The sequence below is a fragment of the Enterobacter sp. ENT03 genome, from assembly GCF_019218745.1.
Classification (GTDB): Bacteria; Pseudomonadota; Gammaproteobacteria; order Enterobacterales; family Enterobacteriaceae; genus Enterobacter_D.
In genome coordinates this window covers 25,723-48,426 of record NZ_JAHUXA010000011.1, presented here as the reverse complement: position 1 = coordinate 48,426, position 22,704 = coordinate 25,723, and the positions used below count along the sequence as shown (strand labels likewise).

23 protein-coding genes and 1 tRNA gene are annotated in these 22,704 nt (G+C 46.0%); 11 read left to right on the top strand and 13 right to left on the bottom strand.

All coding sequences use genetic code 11. From position 1 onward, the window contains the following. Positions 1 to 22 precede the first annotated feature (22 nt). The gene (locus KW828_RS14515) at positions 23 to 316 is read right to left on the bottom strand and encodes a co-chaperone GroES (RefSeq protein WP_072570243.1); all 294 of its coding nucleotides are present in this window, start codon (positions 314 to 316) and stop codon (positions 23 to 25) included. Positions 317 to 567: 251 nt separating this feature from the next. On the opposite strand from KW828_RS14515, the gene yjeH reads away from it, so the two are divergent. Then, positions 568 to 1,806 carry an L-methionine/branched-chain amino acid transporter gene (yjeH, locus tag KW828_RS14510; protein ID WP_218336999.1) on the top strand — a complete coding sequence of 413 codons (1,239 nt, stop codon included), beginning with the start codon at positions 568 to 570 and terminating at the stop codon, positions 1,804 to 1,806. Between the two features lie 93 nt (positions 1,807 to 1,899). Here the strand turns inward: yjeH and KW828_RS14505 are convergent, their stop codons facing one another. Continuing rightward, complete coding sequence (locus KW828_RS14505) at positions 1,900 to 2,370, bottom strand: FxsA family protein (protein ID WP_218336998.1); 471 nt, start codon at positions 2,368 to 2,370, stop codon at positions 1,900 to 1,902. A 338-nt stretch (positions 2,371 to 2,708) separates the two neighbouring features. On the opposite strand from KW828_RS14505, the gene aspA reads away from it, so the two are divergent. The 5 genes from aspA (at position 2,709) to KW828_RS14480 (ending at position 8,268) form a co-directional block, all read left to right on the top strand. Then, positions 2,709 to 4,145 (top strand): aspartate ammonia-lyase, encoded by a 1,437-nt coding sequence (aspA, locus tag KW828_RS14500; RefSeq protein ID WP_218336997.1) that lies wholly within the window; start codon positions 2,709 to 2,711, stop codon positions 4,143 to 4,145. A gap of 111 nt (positions 4,146 to 4,256) precedes the next feature. Continuing rightward, positions 4,257 to 5,558 carry an anaerobic C4-dicarboxylate transporter gene (locus tag KW828_RS14495; protein WP_218336996.1) on the top strand — a complete coding sequence of 434 codons (1,302 nt, stop codon included), beginning with the start codon at positions 4,257 to 4,259 and terminating at the stop codon, positions 5,556 to 5,558. Positions 5,559 to 5,651: 93 nt separating this feature from the next. Beyond that, positions 5,652 to 5,975 (top strand): divalent cation tolerance protein CutA, encoded by a 324-nt coding sequence (cutA, locus tag KW828_RS14490; RefSeq protein WP_218336995.1) that lies wholly within the window; start codon positions 5,652 to 5,654, stop codon positions 5,973 to 5,975. Beyond that, the gene (locus KW828_RS14485) at positions 5,951 to 7,645 is read left to right on the top strand and encodes a protein-disulfide reductase DsbD (protein ID WP_218336994.1); all 1,695 of its coding nucleotides are present in this window, start codon (positions 5,951 to 5,953) and stop codon (positions 7,643 to 7,645) included. Before cutA ends, KW828_RS14485 begins: the two co-directional genes overlap by 25 nt. Before the next feature lie 47 nt (positions 7,646 to 7,692). Then, on the top strand, positions 7,693 to 8,268 hold the full coding sequence (locus KW828_RS14480; RefSeq protein ID WP_218336993.1) for a transcriptional regulator: 576 nt from the start codon (positions 7,693 to 7,695) through the stop codon (positions 8,266 to 8,268). Between the two features lie 2 nt (positions 8,269 to 8,270). On the opposite strand, the gene KW828_RS14475 is transcribed toward KW828_RS14480, so the two are convergent. Together KW828_RS14475 and KW828_RS14470 are read right to left on the bottom strand one after the other, a co-directional pair. Further along, the gene (locus KW828_RS14475) at positions 8,271 to 8,870 is read right to left on the bottom strand and encodes a LysE family translocator (protein ID WP_371316129.1); all 600 of its coding nucleotides are present in this window, start codon (positions 8,868 to 8,870) and stop codon (positions 8,271 to 8,273) included. Positions 8,871 to 8,908: 38 nt separating this feature from the next. Further along, complete coding sequence (locus KW828_RS14470) at positions 8,909 to 9,754, bottom strand: AraC family transcriptional regulator (protein WP_218336992.1); 846 nt, start codon at positions 9,752 to 9,754, stop codon at positions 8,909 to 8,911. Between the two features lie 181 nt (positions 9,755 to 9,935). Between KW828_RS14470 and KW828_RS14465 the strand changes: the two genes are divergently transcribed. The 3 genes from KW828_RS14465 (at position 9,936) to KW828_RS21940 (ending at position 12,636) form a co-directional block, all read left to right on the top strand. After that, positions 9,936 to 10,011: transfer RNA gene (locus KW828_RS14465), tRNA-Phe, on the top strand. A gap of 179 nt (positions 10,012 to 10,190) precedes the next feature. Then, positions 10,191 to 11,438 (top strand): integrase arm-type DNA-binding domain-containing protein, encoded by a 1,248-nt coding sequence (locus KW828_RS14460; protein WP_156866233.1) that lies wholly within the window; start codon positions 10,191 to 10,193, stop codon positions 11,436 to 11,438. Between the two features lie 64 nt (positions 11,439 to 11,502). Further along, positions 11,503 to 12,636, top strand: a complete 1,134-nt coding sequence (locus KW828_RS21940) for a phospholipase D family protein (protein WP_256350192.1) — start codon at positions 11,503 to 11,505, stop codon at positions 12,634 to 12,636. A 42-nt stretch (positions 12,637 to 12,678) separates the two neighbouring features. Here the strand turns inward: KW828_RS21940 and KW828_RS14450 are convergent, their stop codons facing one another. The 3 genes from KW828_RS14450 to KW828_RS14440 all read right to left on the bottom strand — a co-directional run bounded on the left by KW828_RS14450 (position 12,679) and on the right by KW828_RS14440 (position 14,894). Further along, positions 12,679 to 14,313, bottom strand: a complete 1,635-nt coding sequence (locus KW828_RS14450; RefSeq protein WP_156866234.1) for an Eco57I restriction-modification methylase domain-containing protein — start codon at positions 14,311 to 14,313, stop codon at positions 12,679 to 12,681. Continuing rightward, entirely contained in the window at positions 14,310 to 14,477 is a 168-nt protein-coding gene (locus KW828_RS14445) for a hypothetical protein (RefSeq protein WP_181853509.1), read from the bottom strand. Before KW828_RS14445 ends, KW828_RS14450 begins: the two co-directional genes overlap by 4 nt. 105 nt (positions 14,478 to 14,582) lie before the next feature. Further along, positions 14,583 to 14,894: a conjugal transfer protein TraD gene (locus tag KW828_RS14440; protein ID WP_114472914.1), complete on the bottom strand. Its 312-nt coding sequence runs from the start codon at positions 14,892 to 14,894 to the stop codon at positions 14,583 to 14,585. A 715-nt stretch (positions 14,895 to 15,609) separates the two neighbouring features. Between KW828_RS14440 and mobQ the strand changes: the two genes are divergently transcribed. Beyond that, positions 15,610 to 17,112: a MobQ family relaxase gene (gene mobQ / locus KW828_RS14435; RefSeq protein WP_156866235.1), complete on the top strand. Its 1,503-nt coding sequence runs from the start codon at positions 15,610 to 15,612 to the stop codon at positions 17,110 to 17,112. 51 nt (positions 17,113 to 17,163) lie between these two features. Here mobQ and KW828_RS14430 read toward each other — a convergent pair whose 3' ends face one another. From KW828_RS14430 to KW828_RS14405, 6 genes are all read right to left on the bottom strand, one after another. Next, positions 17,164 to 18,267, bottom strand: a complete 1,104-nt coding sequence (locus KW828_RS14430; protein WP_156866236.1) for a reverse transcriptase family protein — start codon at positions 18,265 to 18,267, stop codon at positions 17,164 to 17,166. After that, entirely contained in the window at positions 18,260 to 18,541 is a 282-nt protein-coding gene (locus KW828_RS14425) for a helix-turn-helix domain-containing protein (protein ID WP_156866237.1), read from the bottom strand. The genes KW828_RS14430 and KW828_RS14425 overlap by 8 nt, the downstream gene beginning before the upstream one ends. Positions 18,542 to 18,631: 90 nt before the next feature. Continuing rightward, on the bottom strand, positions 18,632 to 18,847 hold the full coding sequence (locus tag KW828_RS14420; RefSeq protein ID WP_156866238.1) for a hypothetical protein: 216 nt from the start codon (positions 18,845 to 18,847) through the stop codon (positions 18,632 to 18,634). A 458-nt stretch (positions 18,848 to 19,305) separates the two neighbouring features. Then, positions 19,306 to 19,581 carry a hypothetical protein gene (locus tag KW828_RS14415; protein WP_218336991.1) on the bottom strand — a complete coding sequence of 92 codons (276 nt, stop codon included), beginning with the start codon at positions 19,579 to 19,581 and terminating at the stop codon, positions 19,306 to 19,308. A gap of 10 nt (positions 19,582 to 19,591) precedes the next feature. Next, positions 19,592 to 20,122, bottom strand: a complete 531-nt coding sequence (locus KW828_RS14410) for a membrane lipoprotein lipid attachment site-containing protein (RefSeq protein WP_218336990.1) — start codon at positions 20,120 to 20,122, stop codon at positions 19,592 to 19,594. A gap of 708 nt (positions 20,123 to 20,830) precedes the next feature. Continuing rightward, on the bottom strand, positions 20,831 to 21,100 hold the full coding sequence (locus KW828_RS14405; protein ID WP_156866240.1) for a hypothetical protein: 270 nt from the start codon (positions 21,098 to 21,100) through the stop codon (positions 20,831 to 20,833). 841 nt (positions 21,101 to 21,941) lie between these two features. Here KW828_RS14405 and KW828_RS14400 point away from each other — a divergent pair. Beyond that, complete coding sequence (locus KW828_RS14400) at positions 21,942 to 22,643, top strand: hypothetical protein (protein WP_156866241.1); 702 nt, start codon at positions 21,942 to 21,944, stop codon at positions 22,641 to 22,643. Positions 22,644 to 22,704 lie beyond the last annotated feature (61 nt).

Here is a 22,704-nt window from a genome sequence, read left to right as displayed (position 1 = left end):
ATTCGTAGGTTCAGTTCGTGGGTTACGCTTCAACAATTGCCAGAATGTCGCTTTCGGACATGATCAGCACTTCTTGATCGTCAATCTTTTCAGATTTCACGCCGTAGCCATCGTTGAAAATGACGATGTCACCAACTTTAACGTCCAGCGGTTGCACGCTACCGTTTTCCAGGATGCGGCCTTTACCGACAGCGATGATTTCGCCGCGAGTCGATTTACCAGCTGCACTGCCGGTCAGTACAATGCCGCCCGCAGATTTGGATTCAACTTCTTTACGCTTGACGATGACACGGTCATGCAACGGACGAATACTCATTGATAGCTCTCCTTTGAGAAAGTCAGTATCGGTTATGGATGACGCCGGCCTAAAGGTGGTTTCCGGCTGGTGACGTCAGAGATGGGGGTGCATGACCATCCCTTCAAGGGGCAAAAAGAAAAAAATTTTACCGAAGGCGAAAAAAGTTGACGTAAACAACGCCCTGCCAGAAGTGGTGAGGGGGCGAGCGGCTATGATAAGCCTTGCTTATGTTACTATCCTCCGCTCTTTGATGGCGGCAGGACAAGGCAATGAGCGGACTGAAACAGGAACTCGGATTAGCGCAGGGGGTGGGCTTACTCTCCACCTCATTATTAGGCACCGGCGTGTTTGCCGTTCCCGCCCTGGCGGCGCTGGTGGCGGGCGATAACAGCCTCTGGGCCTGGCCTGCGCTGATCGTACTGGTGTTTCCCATCGCCATTGTTTTTGCCCTGCTTGGCCGACACTTTCCCAGCGCGGGCGGCGTGGCGCATTTTGTGGGACTGGCCTTCGGGCCACGGCTGGCGCGCGTTACCGGCTGGCTCTTTCTCTCGGTGATCCCCGTAGGGTTACCCGCGGCGCTGCACATTGCCACCGGATTTGGTCAGTCGCTGTTCGGCTGGCACGACAGCCAGTTATTGCTGGCGGAGCTGGGCACGCTCGCGATCATCTGGTGGATTGGCTCACGAGGCGCGCGCTCCAGCGCCAATCTGCAAACGCTGGTGGCGCTAATGATCGTCGCTCTGATTGCGGCGATCTGGATTTTTGGTGACATCACGCTGGCGGCCATCCCCTTCCCGGCGCTGGCGGACGTTGATACCCCGCAGCTGTTCGCTGCCCTGTCCGTCATGTTCTGGTGTTTTGTCGGGCTGGAGGCTTTTGCGCATCTGGCATCGGAATTCAAACAGCCGGAGCGTGACTTTCCGCGAGCGCTGATGATTGGCCTGCTGCTGGCAGGAACCGTCTACTGGGCTTGTACCGTGCTGGTGCTGCACTTTAATGCATACAGCGCCGATCGCGCCGCCGCCACTTCGCTGCCGGGCATTGTGGTACAGCTGTTTGGTGTAAAAGCGTTGTGGGTGGCCTGCGTTATTGGTTATCTCGCCTGCTTTGCCAGCCTGAACATTTATATCCAGAGCTTTGCGCGGCTGGTGTGGTCGCAGGCACAGCATCTGCCGGACGGCTACCTCGCCCGCCTCTCGGCGAACCAGATCCCGCGCAACGCGCTGAATGCGGTGATCGGCTGCTGCATGTTGAGCACGCTGGGCATCTATCTGCTGCATATCAATCTGGATGCGCTGATCGTCTATGCCAACGGCATTTTCATCATTATCTATCTGCTGTGTATGCTGGCAGGTTGTCGGCTGCTGACAGGGCATTATCGTGCTCTGGCCGCACTTGGCGGCGTGCTTTGTTTACTGCTGCTGGCGATGGTGGGCTGGAAAAGTCTGTACGCCATCATCATGCTGGCGGCGCTGTGGCTGTTTTTACCTAAACGCCGCGTGAATTAAACATGCCGGGCGGCGCGACGCTTGCCCGGCCTACAATGGTTGGAGCGGGTAATTTGTCGGCCCGGTAAGCGCAGCGCCACCGGGCAAAAGTAATTATTGATCGTCTTTATGATCCAGACGGTCACGCTGATCGTCTTTACGTTGATACTCGCCATCAAACGTCTGGCCGCCCTGTGTACCGGCGCTGAATCCGCCGCCCGGCATACGTGAAAAACGTAGATGCGGCATCAGGCGCAGCGTCAGCAGCTTCTGCACGGGCGGCAACAGCAGCAACAGACCAAGGAAGTCGGTAAAGAAGCCCGGCAACAGTAACAACAGCCCGGCGATGATCAGCGACACGCTCTTAATCATTTCTGCTGCCGGACTTTCTCCTGCCGCCATTTTCTGCTGCATCAGCAGTAAATTCTTGAAGCCCTGGTTACGCACCAGCGACATCCCGACCACGGAACTGAAGATCACCAGCACCAGCGTTAACAGGACGCCTAAGACCTGGGCGACCTGAATAAAAATCGTAATCTCAATGTAAACATATAAAAATACTGCAATTAACGGTATCCAGCGCACTGGCTTCTCCTGTGGTAAACCGCGGCTCTCGCGCCCCGGTCAGTGTGATGTTGCGACTCGCATGATCCTGTAATGGAGACGACGCGCCAGAATTCAATCGGAATGCACGACTATTTTTTGGCAATGATTGATCGGGTGATGTATTTCACAAATCAATAAAAGTAACCTATCAGCTAAGATAATAAGTGATCCAGATTACGGCATTTCGCTATGATCAGCATATGATCCCGGGTACGTGGCCGATTAAGGAAATAATCGTCGGTCAGTAATCACACATAACCACAGATCCACTGTGTGTTTGGTGCATTCATTCGTAGCTTTAATTAAAGAAGGTTCACATGTTAAACAACATTCGTATCGAAGAAGATTTGTTGGGCACAAGGGAAGTACCTGCGGATGCCTATTATGGCGTCCACACTCTGAGAGCGATTGAAAACTTCTACATTAGTAACAGCAAAATCAGTGACATCCCTGAATTTGTACGCGGTATGGTGATGGTCAAGAAAGCGGCAGCAATGGCCAACAAGGAGTTGCAGACCATCCCGAAAAACGTGGCTAATGTCATTATCGCCGCATGTGATGAAGTCCTGAATAACGGCAAATGTATGGATCAGTTCCCGGTTGACGTGTATCAGGGCGGCGCGGGCACCTCCGTCAACATGAACACCAACGAAGTGCTGGCGAACATCGGACTTGAGCTGATGGGCCACCAGAAAGGTGAGTACCAGTACCTCAACCCGAACGATCACGTTAACAAATGCCAGTCCACCAACGATGCCTACCCGACCGGCTTCCGCATTGCGGTATATGCCTCTATCGAAAAGCTCATCGACGCTATCAACCAGCTCGGTGAAGGCTTCCAGAATAAAGCCGTTGAGTTCCAGGACGTGCTGAAAATGGGCCGCACCCAGTTGCAGGACGCGGTGCCAATGACGCTGGGCCAGGAATTCCATGCCTTCAACGTGCTGCTGAATGAAGAAACCAAAAACCTGCTGCGCACCGCGGAGCTGCTGCTGGAAGTGAACCTTGGCGCAACCGCCATCGGTACCCGCCTGAATACCCCGGATGGCTATCAGCAACTGGCGGTGCAGAAACTGGCGGAAGTGAGTAACCTGCCGGTGGTTCCGGCAGAAGACCTGATTGAAGCCACCTCCGACTGCGGTGCCTACGTCATGGTGCACAGCTCGCTGAAACGTCTGGCAGTGAAGCTCTCTAAAATCTGTAACGATTTGCGCCTGCTCTCCTCCGGGCCGCGTGCGGGTCTGAACGAAATCAACCTGCCGGAACTACAGGCGGGCTCCTCTATCATGCCGGCCAAAGTGAACCCGGTAGTGCCGGAGGTGGTGAATCAGGTGTGCTTCAAGGTGATCGGCAACGACATCACCGTGACCATGGCGTCCGAAGCCGGTCAGTTGCAGCTGAACGTCATGGAGCCAGTGATTGGCCAGGCGATGTTTGAATCCATCCACATCCTGACCAACGCCTGCTACAACCTGCTGGAAAAATGCATTAACGGCATTACCGCTAACCGCGCGGTCTGCGAAAGCTACGTCTACAACTCTATCGGTATCGTCACTTACCTCAATCCGTTTATCGGCCACCACAACGGCGATATTGTCGGTAAGATCTGTGCGGAAACCGGTAAGAGCGTGCGCGAAGTGGTACTGGAGCGCGGTCTGCTGACCGAGGCGGAACTTGATGATATATTCTCGCCGCAAAACCTGATGCATCCGGCCTACAAGGCCAAACGCTACACCGATGAAAGCGAGCAGTAATTGTTCGCCAGGCACACGAAGGCACGTCAGATGACGTGCCTTTTTGCTTTTTAAGAGTTACTAAAATACAACAATCCAATATCAACTTGTTAATAAACAAGGCAGGCAACTATGTTTGGTGCAGAACTCGTTATCGTCCTTTTGGCGATTTATTTGGGGGCAAGACTGGGCGGTATCGGCATTGGTCTGGCCGGGGGGCTGGGCGTACTCGTCCTGACGCTCTGTTTTCAGATCACGCCCGGTGCGATCCCCTTTGACGTTATTGAAATCATTATGGCGGTTATCGCCGCGATAGCCGCGATGCAGGTTGCGGGCGGTATGGATTATCTGGTCAGCCTCGCCGAAAAGATGCTGCGTCGGCATCCGAAATACATCACTTTCTTAGCCCCACTGGTCACCTGGTTTATGACTATTCTGGCGGGTACCGGGCATACGGCGTTCTCCACGCTGCCAGTGATCACCGAAGTGGCGAAAGAACAGGGCATCCGCCCGTCCCGCCCGTTATCCATCGCCGTGGTCGCCTCACAGATTGCCATCACCGCCTCGCCAATTTCCGCCGCCGTGGTGTTTTTTGCCGGGATCCTCGAACCGCTGGGCGTCAGCTATCTGACCCTGCTGGCAATTTGTATTCCCACCACGCTAGTTGCCGTGATGCTCACCGCCGTGGTGTGTAACTTCCTTGGCTGCGAGCTGAAAGACGATCCGGTGTATCAGGAGCGACTGGCGAAAGGCGAAGTCAGCCTGCGCGGCAGCCAGGTATTCGACATCAAGCCCCATGCGAAACGCTCGCTGATGCTGTTTTTAATCGGCATTATCGCGGTCATGGTGTACGCCACCGCCATCAGCCCGACGGTGGGCCTGATCGCCAACCCGGTGCTGCCGCGTAACGAAGCCATCGTGGTGTTTATGCTGACTATCGCCACGCTCATCTGCCTGACCTGTAAAATTGATACCGGCGAGATCCTCAACGCCAGTACCTTTAAATCCGGCATGAGCGCCTGTGTCTGCGTGCTGGGAGTGGCCTGGCTGGGCGACACCTTCGTGAAACATCACATTGAAGATATTCAGATGGTGGCGGGCGATCTGCTGCACAACTACCCGTGGATGCTGGCAGTGGTGCTGTTCTTTGCCGCCACGCTGCTCTACTCCCAGGCGGCGACCACCAAAGCGCTGATGCCTGCCGCGCTGCTGCTCGGTGTCAGCCCGCTGACCGCCATTGCCTCCTTTGCGGCGGTGTCTGCGCTCTTTGTGCTGCCCACGTACCCGACGCTGCTGGCGGCGGTGGAAATGGACGATACCGGCTCCACCCGTATCGGCAAATATGTGTTTAACCACGCCTTTCTGATCCCCGGCGTTATTGCCATCACGCTGTGCGTGATCTTCGGCTTTATCGTCGGCGGCATCCTGTTGTAAATCTCGTTAAAAACGGGCCGTCTCGCGGCCCGTTGCATGAATCCACCTCCGTCACCTGCTATAGTGCCTGTTTTCGCCGAGTCGAGATTGACGATGAACACGCCTGACGCTGTTGTTGTGCTCTGTACCGCCCCGGATGAAGCTACCGCCCAGGACCTGGCTGCCAAAGTGCTGGCGGATAAACTCGCTGCCTGCGTCACCCTGTTGCCGGGCGCGACCTCGCTCTATTACTGGGAAGGGAAACTGGAGCAGGAATATGAAGTGCAGATGCTGCTGAAAAGCGATCTCGCGCATCAGGAGGCGCTGCTCGCCTGCCTGAAATTGCACCACCCTTATCAGACCCCCGAATTACTGGTTTTACCGGTTACACACGGAGATAGTGATTACCTCTCATGGCTCAACGCTTCCTTACGCTGATCCTGCTGCTGTGCAGCACCTCGGCCTTCGCCGGGCTGTTTGACGCCCCTGGCCGCTCCACTTTTGTGCCTGCCGATCAGGCTTTTGCCTTTGATTTCCAGCAAAACCAGCACGACCTGACGCTGCACTGGCAGGTGAAAGAGGGCTACTACCTTTATCGCCAGCAGATCAAAATTACCCCTGCCGATGCGCAAATCGCCCTGCCGCAGTTGCCCGCAGGCGAGATGCACGACGATGAGTTCTTCGGCAAAAGCGAGGTGTATCGCCAGCGCCTGGATGTGCCGGTGACGGTAAATGCCGCCGGTAAAAACGCCACGCTGACCGTGACGTACCAGGGCTGCGCCGAGGCCGGGCTGTGCTATCCGCCGGAAACTAAAACGGTGCCGCTGACGGAAGTAGCGGCGGTGCAAAACGCCGCACCTTCCCCCTCTTCAGGGGTGACGGAAAATGCAGACAGCGAACTGCCCTTCTCTGCCCTCTGGGCGCTGCTGATTGGTATTGGCATCGCCTTTACCCCCTGCGTCCTGCCGATGTACCCGCTGATTTCCGGCATCGTGCTGGGGGGCAAACAGCGCCTTCGCACGGGCCGCGCCCTGCTGCTGGCATTTATTTATGTGCAGGGCATGGCGCTGACCTACACCGCGCTGGGGCTGGTCGTCGCGGCCGCCGGGCTGCAATTTCAGGCGGCGCTGCAACACCCTTACATACTGACGGGGCTGGCGATCCTCTTTACCCTGCTGGCGCTGTCGATGTTCGGCCTGTTCTCGTTACAGCTGCCTTCCGCGCTGCAAACCCGCTTAACGCTGTGGAGCAACCGTCAGCAGGGCGGCTCCCCCGGCGGCGTATTTGCGATGGGTGCCATTGCCGGGCTGATTTGCTCGCCATGCACCACCGCGCCGCTGAGCGCCATCCTGCTGTATATTGCCCAGAGCGGTAACGTCTGGCTCGGTGGCGGCACGCTGTACCTGTACGCGCTGGGCATGGGCCTGCCGCTGATGCTGATCACCGTCTTTGGCAACCGCCTGCTGCCGAAGAGCGGGCCGTGGATGGCGCAGGTGAAAACCGCCTTTGGCTTTGTGATCCTCGCCCTGCCGGTGTTTTTGCTGGAACGTATTCTCGGTGATACATGGGGGCTGCGGTTGTGGTCGCTGCTTGGCGTCGCCTTCTTCTGCTGGGCGTTTATCACCAGCCTCGCGGCAAAAGCCGCCTGGGTGCGCATCGTGCAGATTGTGCTGCTGGGTGGCGCGCTGGTCTGCGCGAAGCCGTTGCAGGACTGGGCCTTTGGCATAAGCGCCACGCAAAACAGATCGCACCTTAGCTTTACGCCGGTAGCGGATCTCGACGCGCTGCACCAGGCGCTGGCACAGGCGAAGGGCAAACCGGTGATGCTCGACCTCTACGCCGACTGGTGCGTCGCCTGTAAAGAGTTTGAGAAGTACACCTTCAGCGATCCGCACGTCCAGGCGGCGCTGAAAGATACCGTGCTGTTGCAGGCCAACGTGACGGCGAACACAGCGGCAGATGCGGCTTTATTAAAGTCGCTGCATGTTCCCGGCCTGCCCACTATTCTGTTCTTCGATGCCCAGGGCAATGAGCAACCGGCGCTGCGGGTGGCAGGTTTTATGGATGCCGCGGCCTTCGCCGCGCATTTGCGCAATCGCCAGCCGTAAACGACACTGTGAATGGGAAGAACGGTTCAATAACGCAGGAGGAAACCGTGCAACGTGAAGATGTTTTGGGTCACACTCTGCAATTACTTGAACTTAAAGGGATTGCTGACACTACGCCAGAGATGATCGCCGAACGTATTGATTATCCACTGGATGAATTTTTACGCTTCTGGCCCGATAAAGACGCGCTGATTTATGATGCGCTGCGTTATCTGAGCGCGCAGGTGGATACCTGGCGCAGGCAACTGCTGCTGAACGACGAGCTGAGCCTCGAACAAAAATTGCTGGCCCGCTACGGCGCGCTGAGCGAATGTGTCGCCAATCACCGCTACCCTGGCTGCTTGTTTATCGCCGCCTGCACGTTTTACCCGGATCCGGCGCACCCGATCCACCAGCTGGCTGTACAGCAAAAAACCGCGGCCCATGATTTCTCGCACGATCTGCTGCGCAAGATGGGCATTGAAGATGCGCCTATGGTCGCCAAACAGATGGAACTGGTGCTGGAGGGCTGTCTCAGCCGGATGCTGATCAACCGCAGCCAGACCGATGTCGATACCGCGCAACGCCTGGCAGAAGACATTTTGCGCTTTGCCCAGTGCCGTCAGGGCGGCGCGCTGACCTGATCTCAGTGCAGCAAACCCGCCCAGGCTGACAGCAACAGACAGAGCGCCATCACCCGCTGAAAGCCACGCAGCGCCGCCGGAGTACGGAAGATGCGGTTAACCGCATTGCCGGACAATGCCCAGGCGCTCAGGCAGATCACCGAGATCAGCAAGAACAGCAGCGATAACAGGGTGATGTCCTGTAGCGGATGCGCCCCGTGCGGCGCAAACAAGCTCACAACCGCCAGCGCCATCATCCAGGTTTTCGGATTGATCAGCTGCAACAGCGCCGCTGACATGGCGCTGAAAGGCCGCTGTGCCTCGTCAAACTGCGCCGCCGGTGCGCGGAACAGTTGCCAGCTCATCCAGCTTAGCCACAGCGCCCCCATCCAGCTCATTGCCGTACGCACCAGCGGATGCTCCCGTAACACTTCACCGGCCCCCGCGCCGGAGATAAACACAATCAGGCTCGCCGCCAGACAAGCACCCGCCACCGCAGGCAGCGTGGCTTTGATGCCAAAGCGCTGGCTGCTGGCCAGAATGAGGATATTGGTCGGGCCGGGCGTGATCGACGCCACAAAGGCAAACAGCATAAACGGCAAATACATAGAAAACAGGTTCACAGGCAGGGCTCCTTATTCTTGATGCCCTGACTGTGGCGTTATTTTGCGCGTGGATCTGGAAGATTTGTGCACAACTTGCGGTAATGCGCTGGCGACAACCGATAAGCGCGCTGGAACCAGCGCCCGAGATGACTCTGATCGGCAAAACCGAGCGCCGCCGCCACGCTGGCAGGCTGATCCCCCTGCGCCAGCATCGCCCGCGCCTTCGCCAGCCGCAGCTGGATCAGCCAGGCGTGGGGCGACAGATGAAACTCCCGCTTAAAACAGCGCGTCAGCGTGAAGCGATCGGTGCCAGTTTCCCGCGCCAGATCGTCAAGGCCGATGTTCTCCCCGACAAAAGCATACAGATAATCCCGCGCGCGATGGGCAATGGCCGCGCTCTGCACCTGCTGTGGCAGCCGTTTTCGCCACTGGCAATGCTGCGTCAACTGGCTTAACAGCGTGTCCATGGTGCTGTGTTGCAGAATGCGCATTTCATCGCGGTGCAGCGCCGTAAAGGTCTGCGCGATGGCGCGGACGAGCGCCGGTTCACGGGCAATGGTGCGGGTAAAATGCAGCGAATAGCTCGACGGTACGGCATCGAACAGCCCGCGCAGGGTGTCGGCAAGCCAGCGCTCATCAAGATAAAAAGTCAGGTAGGTAAAACCGCCCGCCACCGGCGCGTCGCCGTCGTGGATCTCGCCAGGCTCCAGTAAAAATGCATCCCCCGGCGTACTGCGATGCCGTTCGCGGCGGCAGTGAAACTGCTGTGTGCCGGTCAGCGTCATACCCACCAGATAGCTGTCATGCCAGTGCGGATCGTAGGCGTGCCCTTCAAAGTGCGCGCGGATCGTTTCAATGCCGGTTTCATCGTGTTGCCGCAGTTCCAGCCAGTCTTGTGTCATATGTCCCCCCGGATCACCGAGTGTAGCATTCACACCCGCGCGGGTAATGTCTGGAAGATTTGTGCAGCCGGGCAAAAAATGGCTGAGATTGCAGCAAACTGCCGTAAAGTTAAGCAACTAAACGCGATTTCCCCAAATAGAGTTGACGCCGCAGGGGGATTAAGGTTTAATGCGCCCCGTTGCCCGGATAGCTCAGTCGGTAGAGCAGGGGATTGAAAATCCCCGTGTCCTTGGTTCGATTCCGAGTCCGGGCACCACTTATTCATACACGGACGTCCTCTGACGTCCGTTTTTCTTTTTAAAGTCAACAAACTATCTACTTTATCCCCCTCGCTGACGTTCACTAACATTCATCAACATCCACATTGTCTTGATGGTATATCTGTTGGTATTGTTAGTTCGATACGTTTTGTACCATCACAGGGAGGGGTAAACGATGGCTCTCACTGATGTCAAAGTAAGAAATGCCAAGCCCGCCGACAAGCCTGTAAAGCTTACTGACGGCAACGGCATGCATCTTCTTATTCATCCCAATGGCTCCAAATACTGGCGTCTACAATACCGCTTTGCAGGAAAACAAAAGCTACTGGCTCTTGGGGTCTACCCTGCAGTCTCTCTTGCTGATGCCCGTAACCGTAGAGATGATGCCAGAAGATTAATTGCTGCTGGTATTGACCCCTCCGAAAAGAAAAAATCAGAAAAGGTAGAGCAAAGCGGCGCTCTTGCTTTTGAGTCCGTTGCAAGAGACTGGCATGCAAGCAACATCAAATGGTCAGAAACACATGCTGAAAGGGTAATGAACAGCCTGACCAATCATGTGTTCCCTGTTATTGGTAAACGAAACATTACCGACCTCAAAACCCGTGACCTACTCCAACCAATTAAGGCGGCTGAAAAGTCCGGGCATCTTGAGATTGCTGCTCGTCTCCAGCAACGAATCACCGCTATCATGCGATATGCTGTCCATAACAGTATTATCGATAGTAATCCTGCTCAGGACTTAGCTGGAGCCATTGCAACAGCAAAACGAATCCATCGCCCGGCTCTTCCATTCGAACGCATTACAGAGCTTCTAAGCCGCATTGAGAGCTACAGAGGAAGACAGCTAACCCGCCTTGCTGTTCGACTCACTTTACTAACTTTTGTTCGTTCAAGTGAGATGCGTTTTGCCCGTTGGTCTGAAATTGACTTCAAGAATGCGCTCTGGACTATACCTGCAGAACGTGAAGAACTACAAGGAGTGAAACACTCCAGCCGTGGCTCTAAGATGAAAACCCCTCACCTTGTTCCATTAAGCAAGCAGGCAATAGCAACCCTGAGAGAAATTCAGAAGCTCAGTGGCGATCAGGAAATCATCTTCATTGGCGATCACTATGCCTATAAACCAATGAGTGAAAACACCGTCAACAATGCGCTTCGTAAAATGGGCTATGACACAAAAACAGAAGTTTGTGGTCATGGTTTCCGCTCAATGGCTTGTAGTGCCTTGATCGAATCCGGCTTATGGTCAAAAGATGCAGTGGAACGTCAGATGAGCCATCAGGAGCGTAATAACGTTCGCGCTGCTTACATCCATCTTGCTGAACATCTTGATGAGCGCAGGTTGATGCTGCAGTGGTGGGCCGATTACCTTGATGCTAATCGAGGTGCTACCACTAGACCATATGAGTATAGATCCCGATAATCTACGTTACTTTTAACTCTCCCCCCTATATTATAGTTTCAGGTAAATAATACAGGGGGTATGTATGCCTATATCAACACTGATTTTTCAAGGTTTAAATCAAAATTGTGATCATTTATCATCAATTCGTAATATGTTATATGATCAAACTGCAAGCAAATTTATCATAAGCGTAGCTTACGCCCGAGTAAATGGTGTTGAGCAATTGCGAGATCTGCTATTAAATAATAATAATAAGATTACCGCTTATGTAGGTATCGCTAACGGAGTTACTTCGTATCAAGCTCTTTATAATTTGCTAAGTTATGGGGTAAACGTTTTTGGTATACATATGGGAAGTGATTCTAGGATATATCATCCAAAGATATACTCATCAATTTCACAAGATAAAATGAGGGTTATTGTAGGTAGTGCAAACCTAACATTTTCAGGTTTGAACGAAAATATTGAAATTAGCTGCGATATGACTTTAGACAATAACGAACCTAATGAAAGAAAAAATATCAATGATATTATAAACACCTTTTCAAATCTGGATAAAAACTTCCCAAATAATGTATTCCATATTACCGACGAGGCTATTCTAAAAAAAATGCTCAATGAAGGGCATTTGGAGAATGAGCTAATCAAAAAGTCAGCAAAAATAACTGGCCACTCAACTACGTATGCTCCAAATGCAATTATAATACCACCGTTCCCTAAATTTAATACAAGACAAAGACCATTACGTCGCGTAATAGAAAATAATTTCGCACAAACAAGGTTAGGTGAGGCGTGGAAAAGTAAGGCATTGACTGAGCGCGACTTAAATATTCCTAAGGCATTAGGAACTAATCCAACTGGATCTATGTTTTTCAATAAAGGGCAACTCGAAAATATTGATCAAAGACATTACTTTAGGGATATTGTTTTCGGGAATCTTGGCTGGAACAATGACACATCCTCATTATCAAAAATGCACTTAGAGAGAGCCTTTGCATATTTCGAAATCATTATAAATGGGACTTCTTATGGAGAGTTTAAATTGAAACTAACACATGATAGTCGTACCGATAGTCCATCATATTTGCAACGTAATAGTATGACTCAAGTACATTGGGGTGAAGCTAAACCATTAATTTCTCGTGTCGAACTTCTTGGAAAAATAGCAGTGCTATATCATGTAAAAAATGATCATTATCAGTTATCTATAAATTAATATGTATATACCCCCATAGTTAAAATTATATGGGGGTCATTTTTATTCGGTAATTCTTTGTCTTCTATTTTTTAATTTTCGCCATATATTCATTAATGCATCATTGACTTCTGGTTCAAAACCGAGGGCGTTGAAGATCTTACGTCCTTGTACTTCAAGACATTCATCCATTCTTCTTGTTAAAATAAAATCATTTAACTCATTGATATCAAAGTCTAAGTTTGAAGGTAAAGGAATAAATAGTTTTCTAATTTCAGATGGGACAAGTTCCATTACACCACCACCATATGATCTACCCTCTAGTTCGGCAAAGATAGCAGTAAGTGGATTCATGAAAAAATACGCAACCCGCATTTCATCAATATCATTTTTTGTTTCAATTCTATAAGCAGTATCTGTCGTGTATGCTTGGAAATCATTATAGATTAGTCGAGGTGCTTCATGCGCTCTTTTTAACATTGCTAGTTTTGTGCTGAAAATAGATGGCACCTTGTACCAAGGTTTACGTATTCTACATTTGTATCGCGTATGTAAATCTTGAGTTTCACCAAAAAGGATATATTCTTTGGCCTTTATGGGTAAATCTTTATACTCTTTATCGAAGTAAAGAAAGAATACCGGCAGATTATTATCAACATTTTTTTTATGTTGTATTTCATCATAGACTATACCTTGACAATGCTGACTTCTTCCAAACATGGGATGAGCGAAGTCATTAAGCTTATACTCATCCACGACAGCTTTATTCACTAAGAAAAATTCGTTGGCTCCTGTTACTATGCCAACTTCAACCTTTGCAATAGAGTCAAAGTTATGAACCTGAGGGTGCGTAACTATTTTTTTTATTAAATCGATTTCATCCCTTTCTAATACGGCTTTAGTCCATTTTCCTTTGACGGTTTCACCATTGATAGCATCAGTATTAGCAAACATTTCCTCTGGATCCGTTTCAAGAAAATCAAATCCACTAACACTTTTGATGCCTACTCCTTCGCTCTTCAATTTATTATCAATTTTCTTTTCTGCCAGAATAATTACAGCACCTTGTAAAGTATCTGTAAACCAAATTTCCTTAGGATCGATAATGACAATTTTCGAACAATGCTCGCCTAAAAATGTTCTCAGAGATTGTGCATGCATTACATTAATAATTTCCGAAGGGATTACCATGCTGAGACGGCCCCCGGGATTAAGTAATTCAATGCCAGATATAATAAATGGAACCCATGCATTAGTATGTTTAGTAAATTTAAGGTTTAAATTACTGAAAACATTTTCAGTGTTTTTCTGAAATTCTTTTTCTAAAAACTGATATCTGATAAATGGTGGATTACCAATTATAGCATCAAATTTAGTTGACATTTTAAGCGTTTCACTATTAAACCATTCAAGGAAATCTCCCTCCCTGATATTAACATTTTCAAATTTAAGTTTATTGCATAGGTCAATAGATTTTTTAGCCTCGATATCAAACAATTCAAATCCGAAGATGTTAATGTTTTTATCGCAATTATTATTGAACAACGATTGAAAGAATACTCCATCACCGCAGCTAGGCTCAAGCACATTGCGAGGATTATTTTTTAGAACCCATTTGGTTGCAAAATCTGCAATTTCCTGAGGAGTATAATATCCACCTCGTAATTTTTGCGCAGTTTGATCGGCTTTAAATTTCATTTAACTTTCTCAATTTTATTTGCATCTGTTGCAATTTTTTCTTGCGCTTTGGTAATAAACCATTCTTTAAGAGAAATAGACTCCATTGCAAGTAAGGAGTAAAGTTTTTTTTTCAAAACTGGATCTACTTCTAATACAATCCTTCCTGATCTGCCTATAGCCATTATCTGAACCATCACACCATAAAATCAATATGCCTTATGTTACATAAATCACATAGAAATTCAAGATAAAATTAAATGAAAAATGAAGAAAGACTTAATCTTAAATTAATATTGTCTCCCGGCCATATCTTCAAGAAATCTTTTACCTCGCATTTTTAATTTTATTTTGCTTTCAGAACTAATGTGCTGAGACTGTAATAATACGCCTAATATAAATTCCTTATCGACATCTTCTATTTTACAGCCAGCAGCTTTAGCCACTTCCGCCCCAAGGATAATCTTCAAGCGTGTCTCAGCACTCTTGGATAAAGATTTATCTTTGGTCTTGAGACGATTCAAACGCATCTGCGCTGATGCTATTTTTTGCTTGATGGTTTTTTCTGTTCTTGGCTTTCTGTTTTTATCATCCGTATTCATAATTATTTTTCCTTTTAGTTGTCAAAAACATGAAATACAATTAAAAAAGGAAAAGGTCAAGCCATCGAGATGATTGTTGTAAGTAATCAGTAACTGAACAGGCTTGTCCTGTTAATGATGGGATTCATCACAAAAAAATGATGCTAGTAAGTTCAAAATAAAAGCATGCAACACAACCAAGTGCAATCACTAACATTGAATGTCTGATACTCTCCGCGTTACTTATTTTATCAAATCAATGAAAGCAATTTCATCTATTGTCTTTCAATTTTAATTTCAGATCTTAATCTGTGAATTATGCAACAAATAAAAGTAATTTTTACTTTCACTATTTATCTTAAATTTTTCTTTCCCGCCTCACGGCGGGAGAAAAAACACTCAATATTATTACCCCACCTCAGCCGTTCATCCGATTCTACCCCCTGTTAATTTCACAGACCTTAAAACTAGTGTTATTATTTAAATATAGAAAAACTGTTCACATTGTCGTTATTTTTAGCTCCTTTAGGAGATATAAAAATAAAGCAATGCCCACCTATACACTGCTACGCAGCGTGTGGGGTCTACCGACGGTTGCCTGCCGCAGGCTAAAAGCAAAACAAGGTCAACGTCAACACCAGAGTTTTTCTTACGAAAAACTAAAATCAACATAGTCGCATTGGAGATTTATATTTTGGTTTGATATTTAAATTTATATTGAGGTTGTTTTTATTGTATGGCTATTTTTCATCTGGATTTTAAAATTGTAAAACGAAGTGAGGGCAGATCTTCCGTTGCGAAGGCTGCTTATCATGCTCGTTGCAGAATCACAGATGAAAGAACAGGTGATACATATGATTATAGCCGCCGTACTGATTTATGCGGGCATTTCATATTAGCTCCTGTTAATGCTCCAGAACACATCATAAAAGACTCTACAGCATTGTGGAATGAAGTTGAAAGAGTTGAGCGCCAGAGCAATGGTCAAACATCCCGTTATTTCGTTGTTGCCATACCTGCCGAGTTAAACAATGACGACAAGAAAAGACTTGTCCTTGAGTATTGTCAGAAAAATTTCGTTGATAAAGGCATGATTGCCGATATCGCTTTCCACGATCTCGATAGCGATAACCCTCATGCTCACGTTATGTTGACATTAAAAACCATAGGCCCGGAAGGTTTTGGTAAAAAAGAAAGAAGCTGGAATGACAGAAAAATGTCTGTGTTGTGGCGTGAATCATGGGCATCTATGGCTAACAGCTATCTTACTGCTGCTGGTTCACCAGAACGTATTGATCATCGTTCTCTCCAAGCCCAGCACGAAGAAGCGTTAGAAAAAGCAGCAATAGCTTTAGATAATGAAGAAAAAGCGCTATGGCTTGCTAAAGCCGCTGAAACGAACCGCCCTGCCATGAAGCGTATTCACAGTGCCAAATGGCGTAGTAAAGCAGCTCAGGAACAAAGAGCCGCAGAACACGCTGTTCGTGATGCTGCCAAGCAGGAAGCAGTTGAAGTCTACAAAACATTCAGCGAACTTGATCTTGAAATTGTCGTTGATGTCAGAAGCTTTACGATTATACATCTTGCTGAACCAGAAGAGATTGTATTACCTAAAACACGCTCCGGTTCTTCTGCCAGTGAACCACAAAGACCTGTATTGGTAGCGCCAGCTCCTCATACTCGTATGCGTGGCGTTAAATCCTATCGTGATAAATCTAAAGTCAGTAAAGTTGTTGCTGGTAAGAAATCATTGGGCAGTATTTCTGATTCTGGAACAAATACTATTCTGAAAACACCCGCCTCTAAAATACCAAACAGGGCATCCAAAAGCTCCCCTGACCGTGTGAAGAGGAAACAGACTACTCCACGTCAGGATAATATTTTTAAACGTTTTACTGCCTTCTTAGTTTATTTTATCAGGGATAAATTCATATGGGCTAAGACAGACAAAACTAAAGTTGATATTATCAGTGAAGAACATGATAAACGTATTGCTGAAAACTATGTCTTTGATGAAGTATTAGGTGGTCGTGTTCTTCGCGATCAATATGAGAAACAAGCCAAGTTTAACCAAGATGACTACAAGCCTACACCTTCAGAGATAAAACGCTTCCCTAGTCGTCCTAAGCACGAACAAGTCAATGTAGATAATAACATGGATTTTATACCGAATGTTTCAACAATAAATGATAAAAATCATACTCCTCGTTTAAGGCCACCAAGAAATCGTATTAATTAGAAAAAAAATAAAACAATAACAAACCAGTATGATTTACCTGTAGTTTTCCAATCAGTTAGCCATTAAGTTTTTTTTACAGCTTTTATATTCAACATCCAAAATGGCAGATAAACTTTTAGATGAATTACCTAATGGTTTTAATTTTGAATATAATGTTCTTAATTTCCTGATGTCCTTGATTTTTCTCATCCCCCTGATTGATTTTATTGCATCCTTTTTATCAACACCTGCGACTAACTGATTAGCTTGTTCTATATACTCAGCATGATTTTTATCGCCTTGCTGCTTTAAAGTATTTATTAGCCCTCTAATTTTAAAGTATAACGCAAGAACATCCATAACATTTTCCTTTTCAGTCACTTTTTTCTTCAAATTGAAGAGACAAATCCTTATATTACTTTTTCTTTTTCGTGTTGGCCTAAGCTCTTTGATTACTTTTACACCATGTACAATTTTAGACTGACCATTCCTCAAAATTTTTGATTTATCTCTATTCAATCTAACTCCACTGTTGAGCGCCATTGACGAAATCATTGTTTTTATTTTTGAAATATCTTCATTATTAACTTCTGATTCGAAACTAATAGTTATGTCATCGACATATCTCGTGTAATTCCCACCTAATCTTCCGACTTCCTCACTTATAAGAGCCTCTTCTTCTAAAAATATTAAGTTGGCAATATCAGTACTTAACTTAGTTCCTTGAACAAGTGAGCCTTCAAGTGTTGATAGTTTGGCTATTAATGATGAAACTTCAGGGGAGAAGTTCATGTAATATTGAAATGCTTTAACTATCAGGTCTTCTTTTATAGAAGGAAAGAAATCCTTCATATCTTCTTGAATGATAATTGATTTATTACAATGAGATATACAATCATCTATATAGCTGACTCCTTTCCTACCGCCAGTAATATACTCAGGCAGTGTTATCTTTGAAAAAATACGCTGTTTAATAAGTTCATGTGTTTTTAATAATTCACCAACCACTTTATACGTCGTTCTTGCTTTTCCTTTTCTTATTACTGGTACCGTTTTGAAATAACTACTTTTGTTTTTTAAAACATAGGAGAGCCTCTCTTCATTTGTTTCCAGTAATTTGAATAGAGACTCTAAATTAGCAAGTGGCCTGTTTGAATAACTCCAATTTTTATGCATTAACTAATGTATCCATTATAGTTTTTTTGAGCATACGATTGATATCAGAAAAATCATCATTTGTCTCCTCATTTTCAGAAAGAAGGATGATGATATTTAGAGGAATATGTAGCGCTAATGATATTTTTTCTAACGCTGTAATAGTGGGGTCTCTTTGATTGTTTTCTATACGAGATAAATAAGATTTAGTTAAATCCGTTCTATCTGATAGTTCTTGCAGTGTGAACTTACGTGCTTCACGGCATAGTTTAATGGTTGAACCAATATCTAACATAGTGCACCTCAGATAATGGGATTGACATGGCTGGCTGCTCGTTCAAAAAATGAAGATGGATACATAACAAATCCCCTTAGTCAGTAGATATCAATGAAAATCAGAATCACCGCTCAGATATTTAATTAAAGCAAAGATCTTCGCGATAAAAGAAAGATAATCTAAGGCTGTGTGGCCTTTAGAATTCTCCTCGATTCTCTTTTCAAGGGTCAGAATCGCATCATCCAGTTCTTTCAAAGAGCTATTGTCTACAGTGTGTTTGCTCTTTTCACGCACTTGGCGCAAAGTATCTAAAACATCTTTCATAAAAACCTCTCATTTTAACAACACGATGCAACTTGCATCCCCCGCCAAAATGTCCTGTGGATCGTGTTGCACACCGTAGACAAAGCCAGCCAACACCCATCCAACACAACTGATTGGATACCCCGCCATTTCAGCATTAAACAATGCCGTATCGTATATATACGATTGCAATACACATTTCGCATAAGGTCACGATCACAATGAAGAGGGACATGGGCCACATCTCGTATTGGAGAAATGGTTGACTGAAAGTTTTACTCAGTCCTTTACCGATCCTAGAGGTTTTTAAAGAGCAAAGACAAACGAGTTCGTTCGTCCATGATCAGATAATAGACAGTTGTTGCCTGATAGGCAACATGTTTTATATTCTTTTTTGTAATATAAAATATCTTTATATGCAAAAAAAACCACACCTAGATCCGCAGACATGGTTTCTTTGCATTTACAGTAAGGGGGTTTTACATCCTTCTCCTGAATACAACATTATCAGAGAAGATCGCCTTACCTGCGACAAACCCAACAGCTGCAATGATTGGTAAGCTGATGGTAGCCCCTGCTATGCCTGTAGACATTCCGATAAGTATAGATAGGCCAAAGGTCAGTAATATAATCACGAAAGCATACCAGCCGGGGTAGGCCCCATATAAAACAGTCGCCATGCAGCCGGTGCAAACATGCACACCCCGCTGGCTCTCTTTCAGGCAAAAAGGACACTGAATAGTTTTGTTTTCCACGATAGACCCCTTAGAGCGCTTTCCAGCCATTGCTGGTTTTAACAAGATTCATGGCACCATCAGCAGGTTCATTCATCCCTTTCACACCAGAAAACGCGCTTTTGTCCACCCATGATGGAACATCAGTTAATTTCCATGTATAGGTGACGCGGACAACTTTCTGATTGCCGTTGCCCGGCTCAGTCCATTCCTTCACTTCATCAACAACGCGGCGACCAACACAAACACCTTCTTTGGCATCCCAGATTTTGGCTTGTTTACCTTCATCTGTTATCCCAAGCGTATTGTTATCCCAGCCTTTTACAAAAGCCATTAAGCCCTGTTCTACGAGGCCGTCGAGGATCACAGATCCTGTTCCAGTGCCTGTTTCATCGAAGCGCGGTTTAGAGAGCTGGATTGGGAATGTGACATCGTTGTTTCGCAGTGAGAAACAGGTTTTTGATTGACCAATCTTCGCATTGATCGCTTTCTCAAAGTCGCCTTTCTCACCACACCCCGCCAGAACCAGAGCAGCGCCTGCCATAAGTAAGATTTTTTTCATCTTCATATCCCATCAATGTTAACGAACTGACTGTTCGTGGCAGGATTGAAAGGAAAAAAGCTCCTATTCCGAAGCGGGTCGCACCCGATCCACAAACAGTCTGTTTAACCAATTGATAGAATTGAATTATTCTTGTTGTTCGTCATATCGTTTAAATCGATCGATAAAAAACAAATGATAGTTACAAACTATCAAAAATAACCCATCGATCGATTAAAGCAATTGAAAAACCGATCGATAAACTGTTATCAATCGCTTAAAGCTATCAATAATCTTATATCGATCTTTTTTATCAATTGATATATCTGATTGTGAGCGATGGCTAGCCAATGCTGATGTGCTTTGGCTGGATGTAGGAGAGGATTAGAAATGAAGCAGCACTACCGACATGAAGTGCTGCTTTGTGAAGAAGGGGGAATACGGTGTATGGCATTAACAGGATGCTGGCGACAATATTCTTGCTGGTCAGAGATGAGCGCCCGCGTTTCATCATTCATCCCGGACAGTTGTTCCGCCGTAAACGGTGATTGATCCATTGTTGCCAGCACTTCCGGGGTCAGTTCATTGTTGTATTGACGATCCTTTTCCTTGTCATTTTTGTGTTTTAGTTGATGCAATACTAACCGATTTGCAATTTGACTTAAAAGCGATGTTTGTCATGAAGTTATAAAAACCAACGACAAAATCAACAATGATGACGTATTCAGCTTAGGGCATTAATGATGTTATCGTTTCTTCACTCATCTGGCCGAGTTCAGAAATTAACCTTCGATAGCTGTTTACCATTTTCTCCCTGTCCAAATCACCGTCGGCTTCTGACAGGAAGTAATAACCGTAATCTTTAATGCAAATGTTTTCACCGTTTTCCAGCGTGAGGTTTATTCCTTTTTCATTTACCTCCATGCTGGTGATCAAACAGGTCATAAAGGGAATGTTTTCTTTCGCTTTAAAGATGTTTATTATTTTTATAGCTTTCATTGTATACTCCTCCTTATCTTATATAAAAATACCATTTCCTGTTAAAGAAAATCCAATTTAACTTACCCTTCAGAACAGGTTTACTGCCTGTTTATTACTCTCTTTTGAAAAGATATTTATCTTATGAGCTAACGCTCATGTGCTGCCGCACGGCTACGCCCTGACGCTGATATCCAATGGGATTTAATGGCTAACACATTTTCCATTATTTAATTGTAATATGGGAAGGATCCTTTTACCAAAGATCAGATCCTTTTTCGATATATAGCATTTATCCTTAAGTTTATAGAAAAACAATATCCACAGTAGCACTTCGTGATTGTCCAAAACAATCACATTGCTGAAACAGGGTTCATCCCTGTTAATGATGGATTTATCCATAAAGAATTGCGGCGTAGCCGCTATAACGTAGAGGAAAAACAATTGTATATTTACTAAAAAATCAGCAGCGCGTCGTGATTGTATAAAACAATCACTTGCTGTCCATAACATCAAGTAAAAACAAAGCAGAAAAATAGACGGTGCCATTTAACCGGCACACTCCCCGTTAAGGTTATTAAACATATTATAGTATTAAGGAGGCGTAACCTATTATATTTAAAAGAGATTTCACGGAAAAAGTTTCCTGTACGGAAATTTAAGTTTCTTCTGTGGAAACCGAAGTTTCCTGTACGGAAACCAAAGTTTCTTCTGTGGAAACTTTTTTATAGTTAAAACTCCCAGAAAGAAGTGAACGCTATTTCGCAAAAGTGTATTATTTTTCCTTTTTTCACATTTATTTTTGACAAAAGTATATCCTGCATTATATAGAATAAACATAAAAACAATAAAAGGATAACCGATGAGCATTGATTACAATACAATAATGACCTCCAGCAGTGAAGAAGTGGAAGAATATATCAACAGAAATCATTTTACAGACAAACAGAAACTGGAAATTTACAGTTTTTATAACAGAAACAAAAAAGATAAAATAACCGTGAATGTAAAAAAAGAGAGAAGTTCTGATATTCAACCGGGAATAGCCTATGTTCATGCTTTTCTTGATAATCTGGAAAAACTCGGAAAAAATATGTCTGGTGCAGAATACACAATAATGATCCGCTTATGTAAACTCATGCAGCATGGAAACCTCATTGCCAGTATATCTCAGTCGGCACTCGCAGAAGAGCTTAATATGAGCAAATCTAACGTATGTAAATGCTGGAATAAGCTAATAAATAAAGGGATTCTGGTCAAAGAAGGGAAGCATACCATGATAAACGCAAATCTCTTTCTGAAAGGCCAGTACAGAACATTAAATGCCACAAGGAAAGAATATGTTAAGAAGTCGCTGAGAACGACCAGTGAAGGTATAGAAGGCGTATTCGTCACCGTTTATAAAGATACGGTGCTTACAAACAATGCAGAAAAACCCATCGATAAAGAAGATGATAAACCTTTACTTTCTACTCCCGAAGAAGATATTGACTGGGACTCTGTTTCAGAAGATAACATTTTTTATGATTATCCTGAAGATGTCGATCAAGAAGAAAGAATATAGTTTTCATCTGAATATTATCATTCTTATTTCCCGGTTATATTTGACACTTACACTATATCTC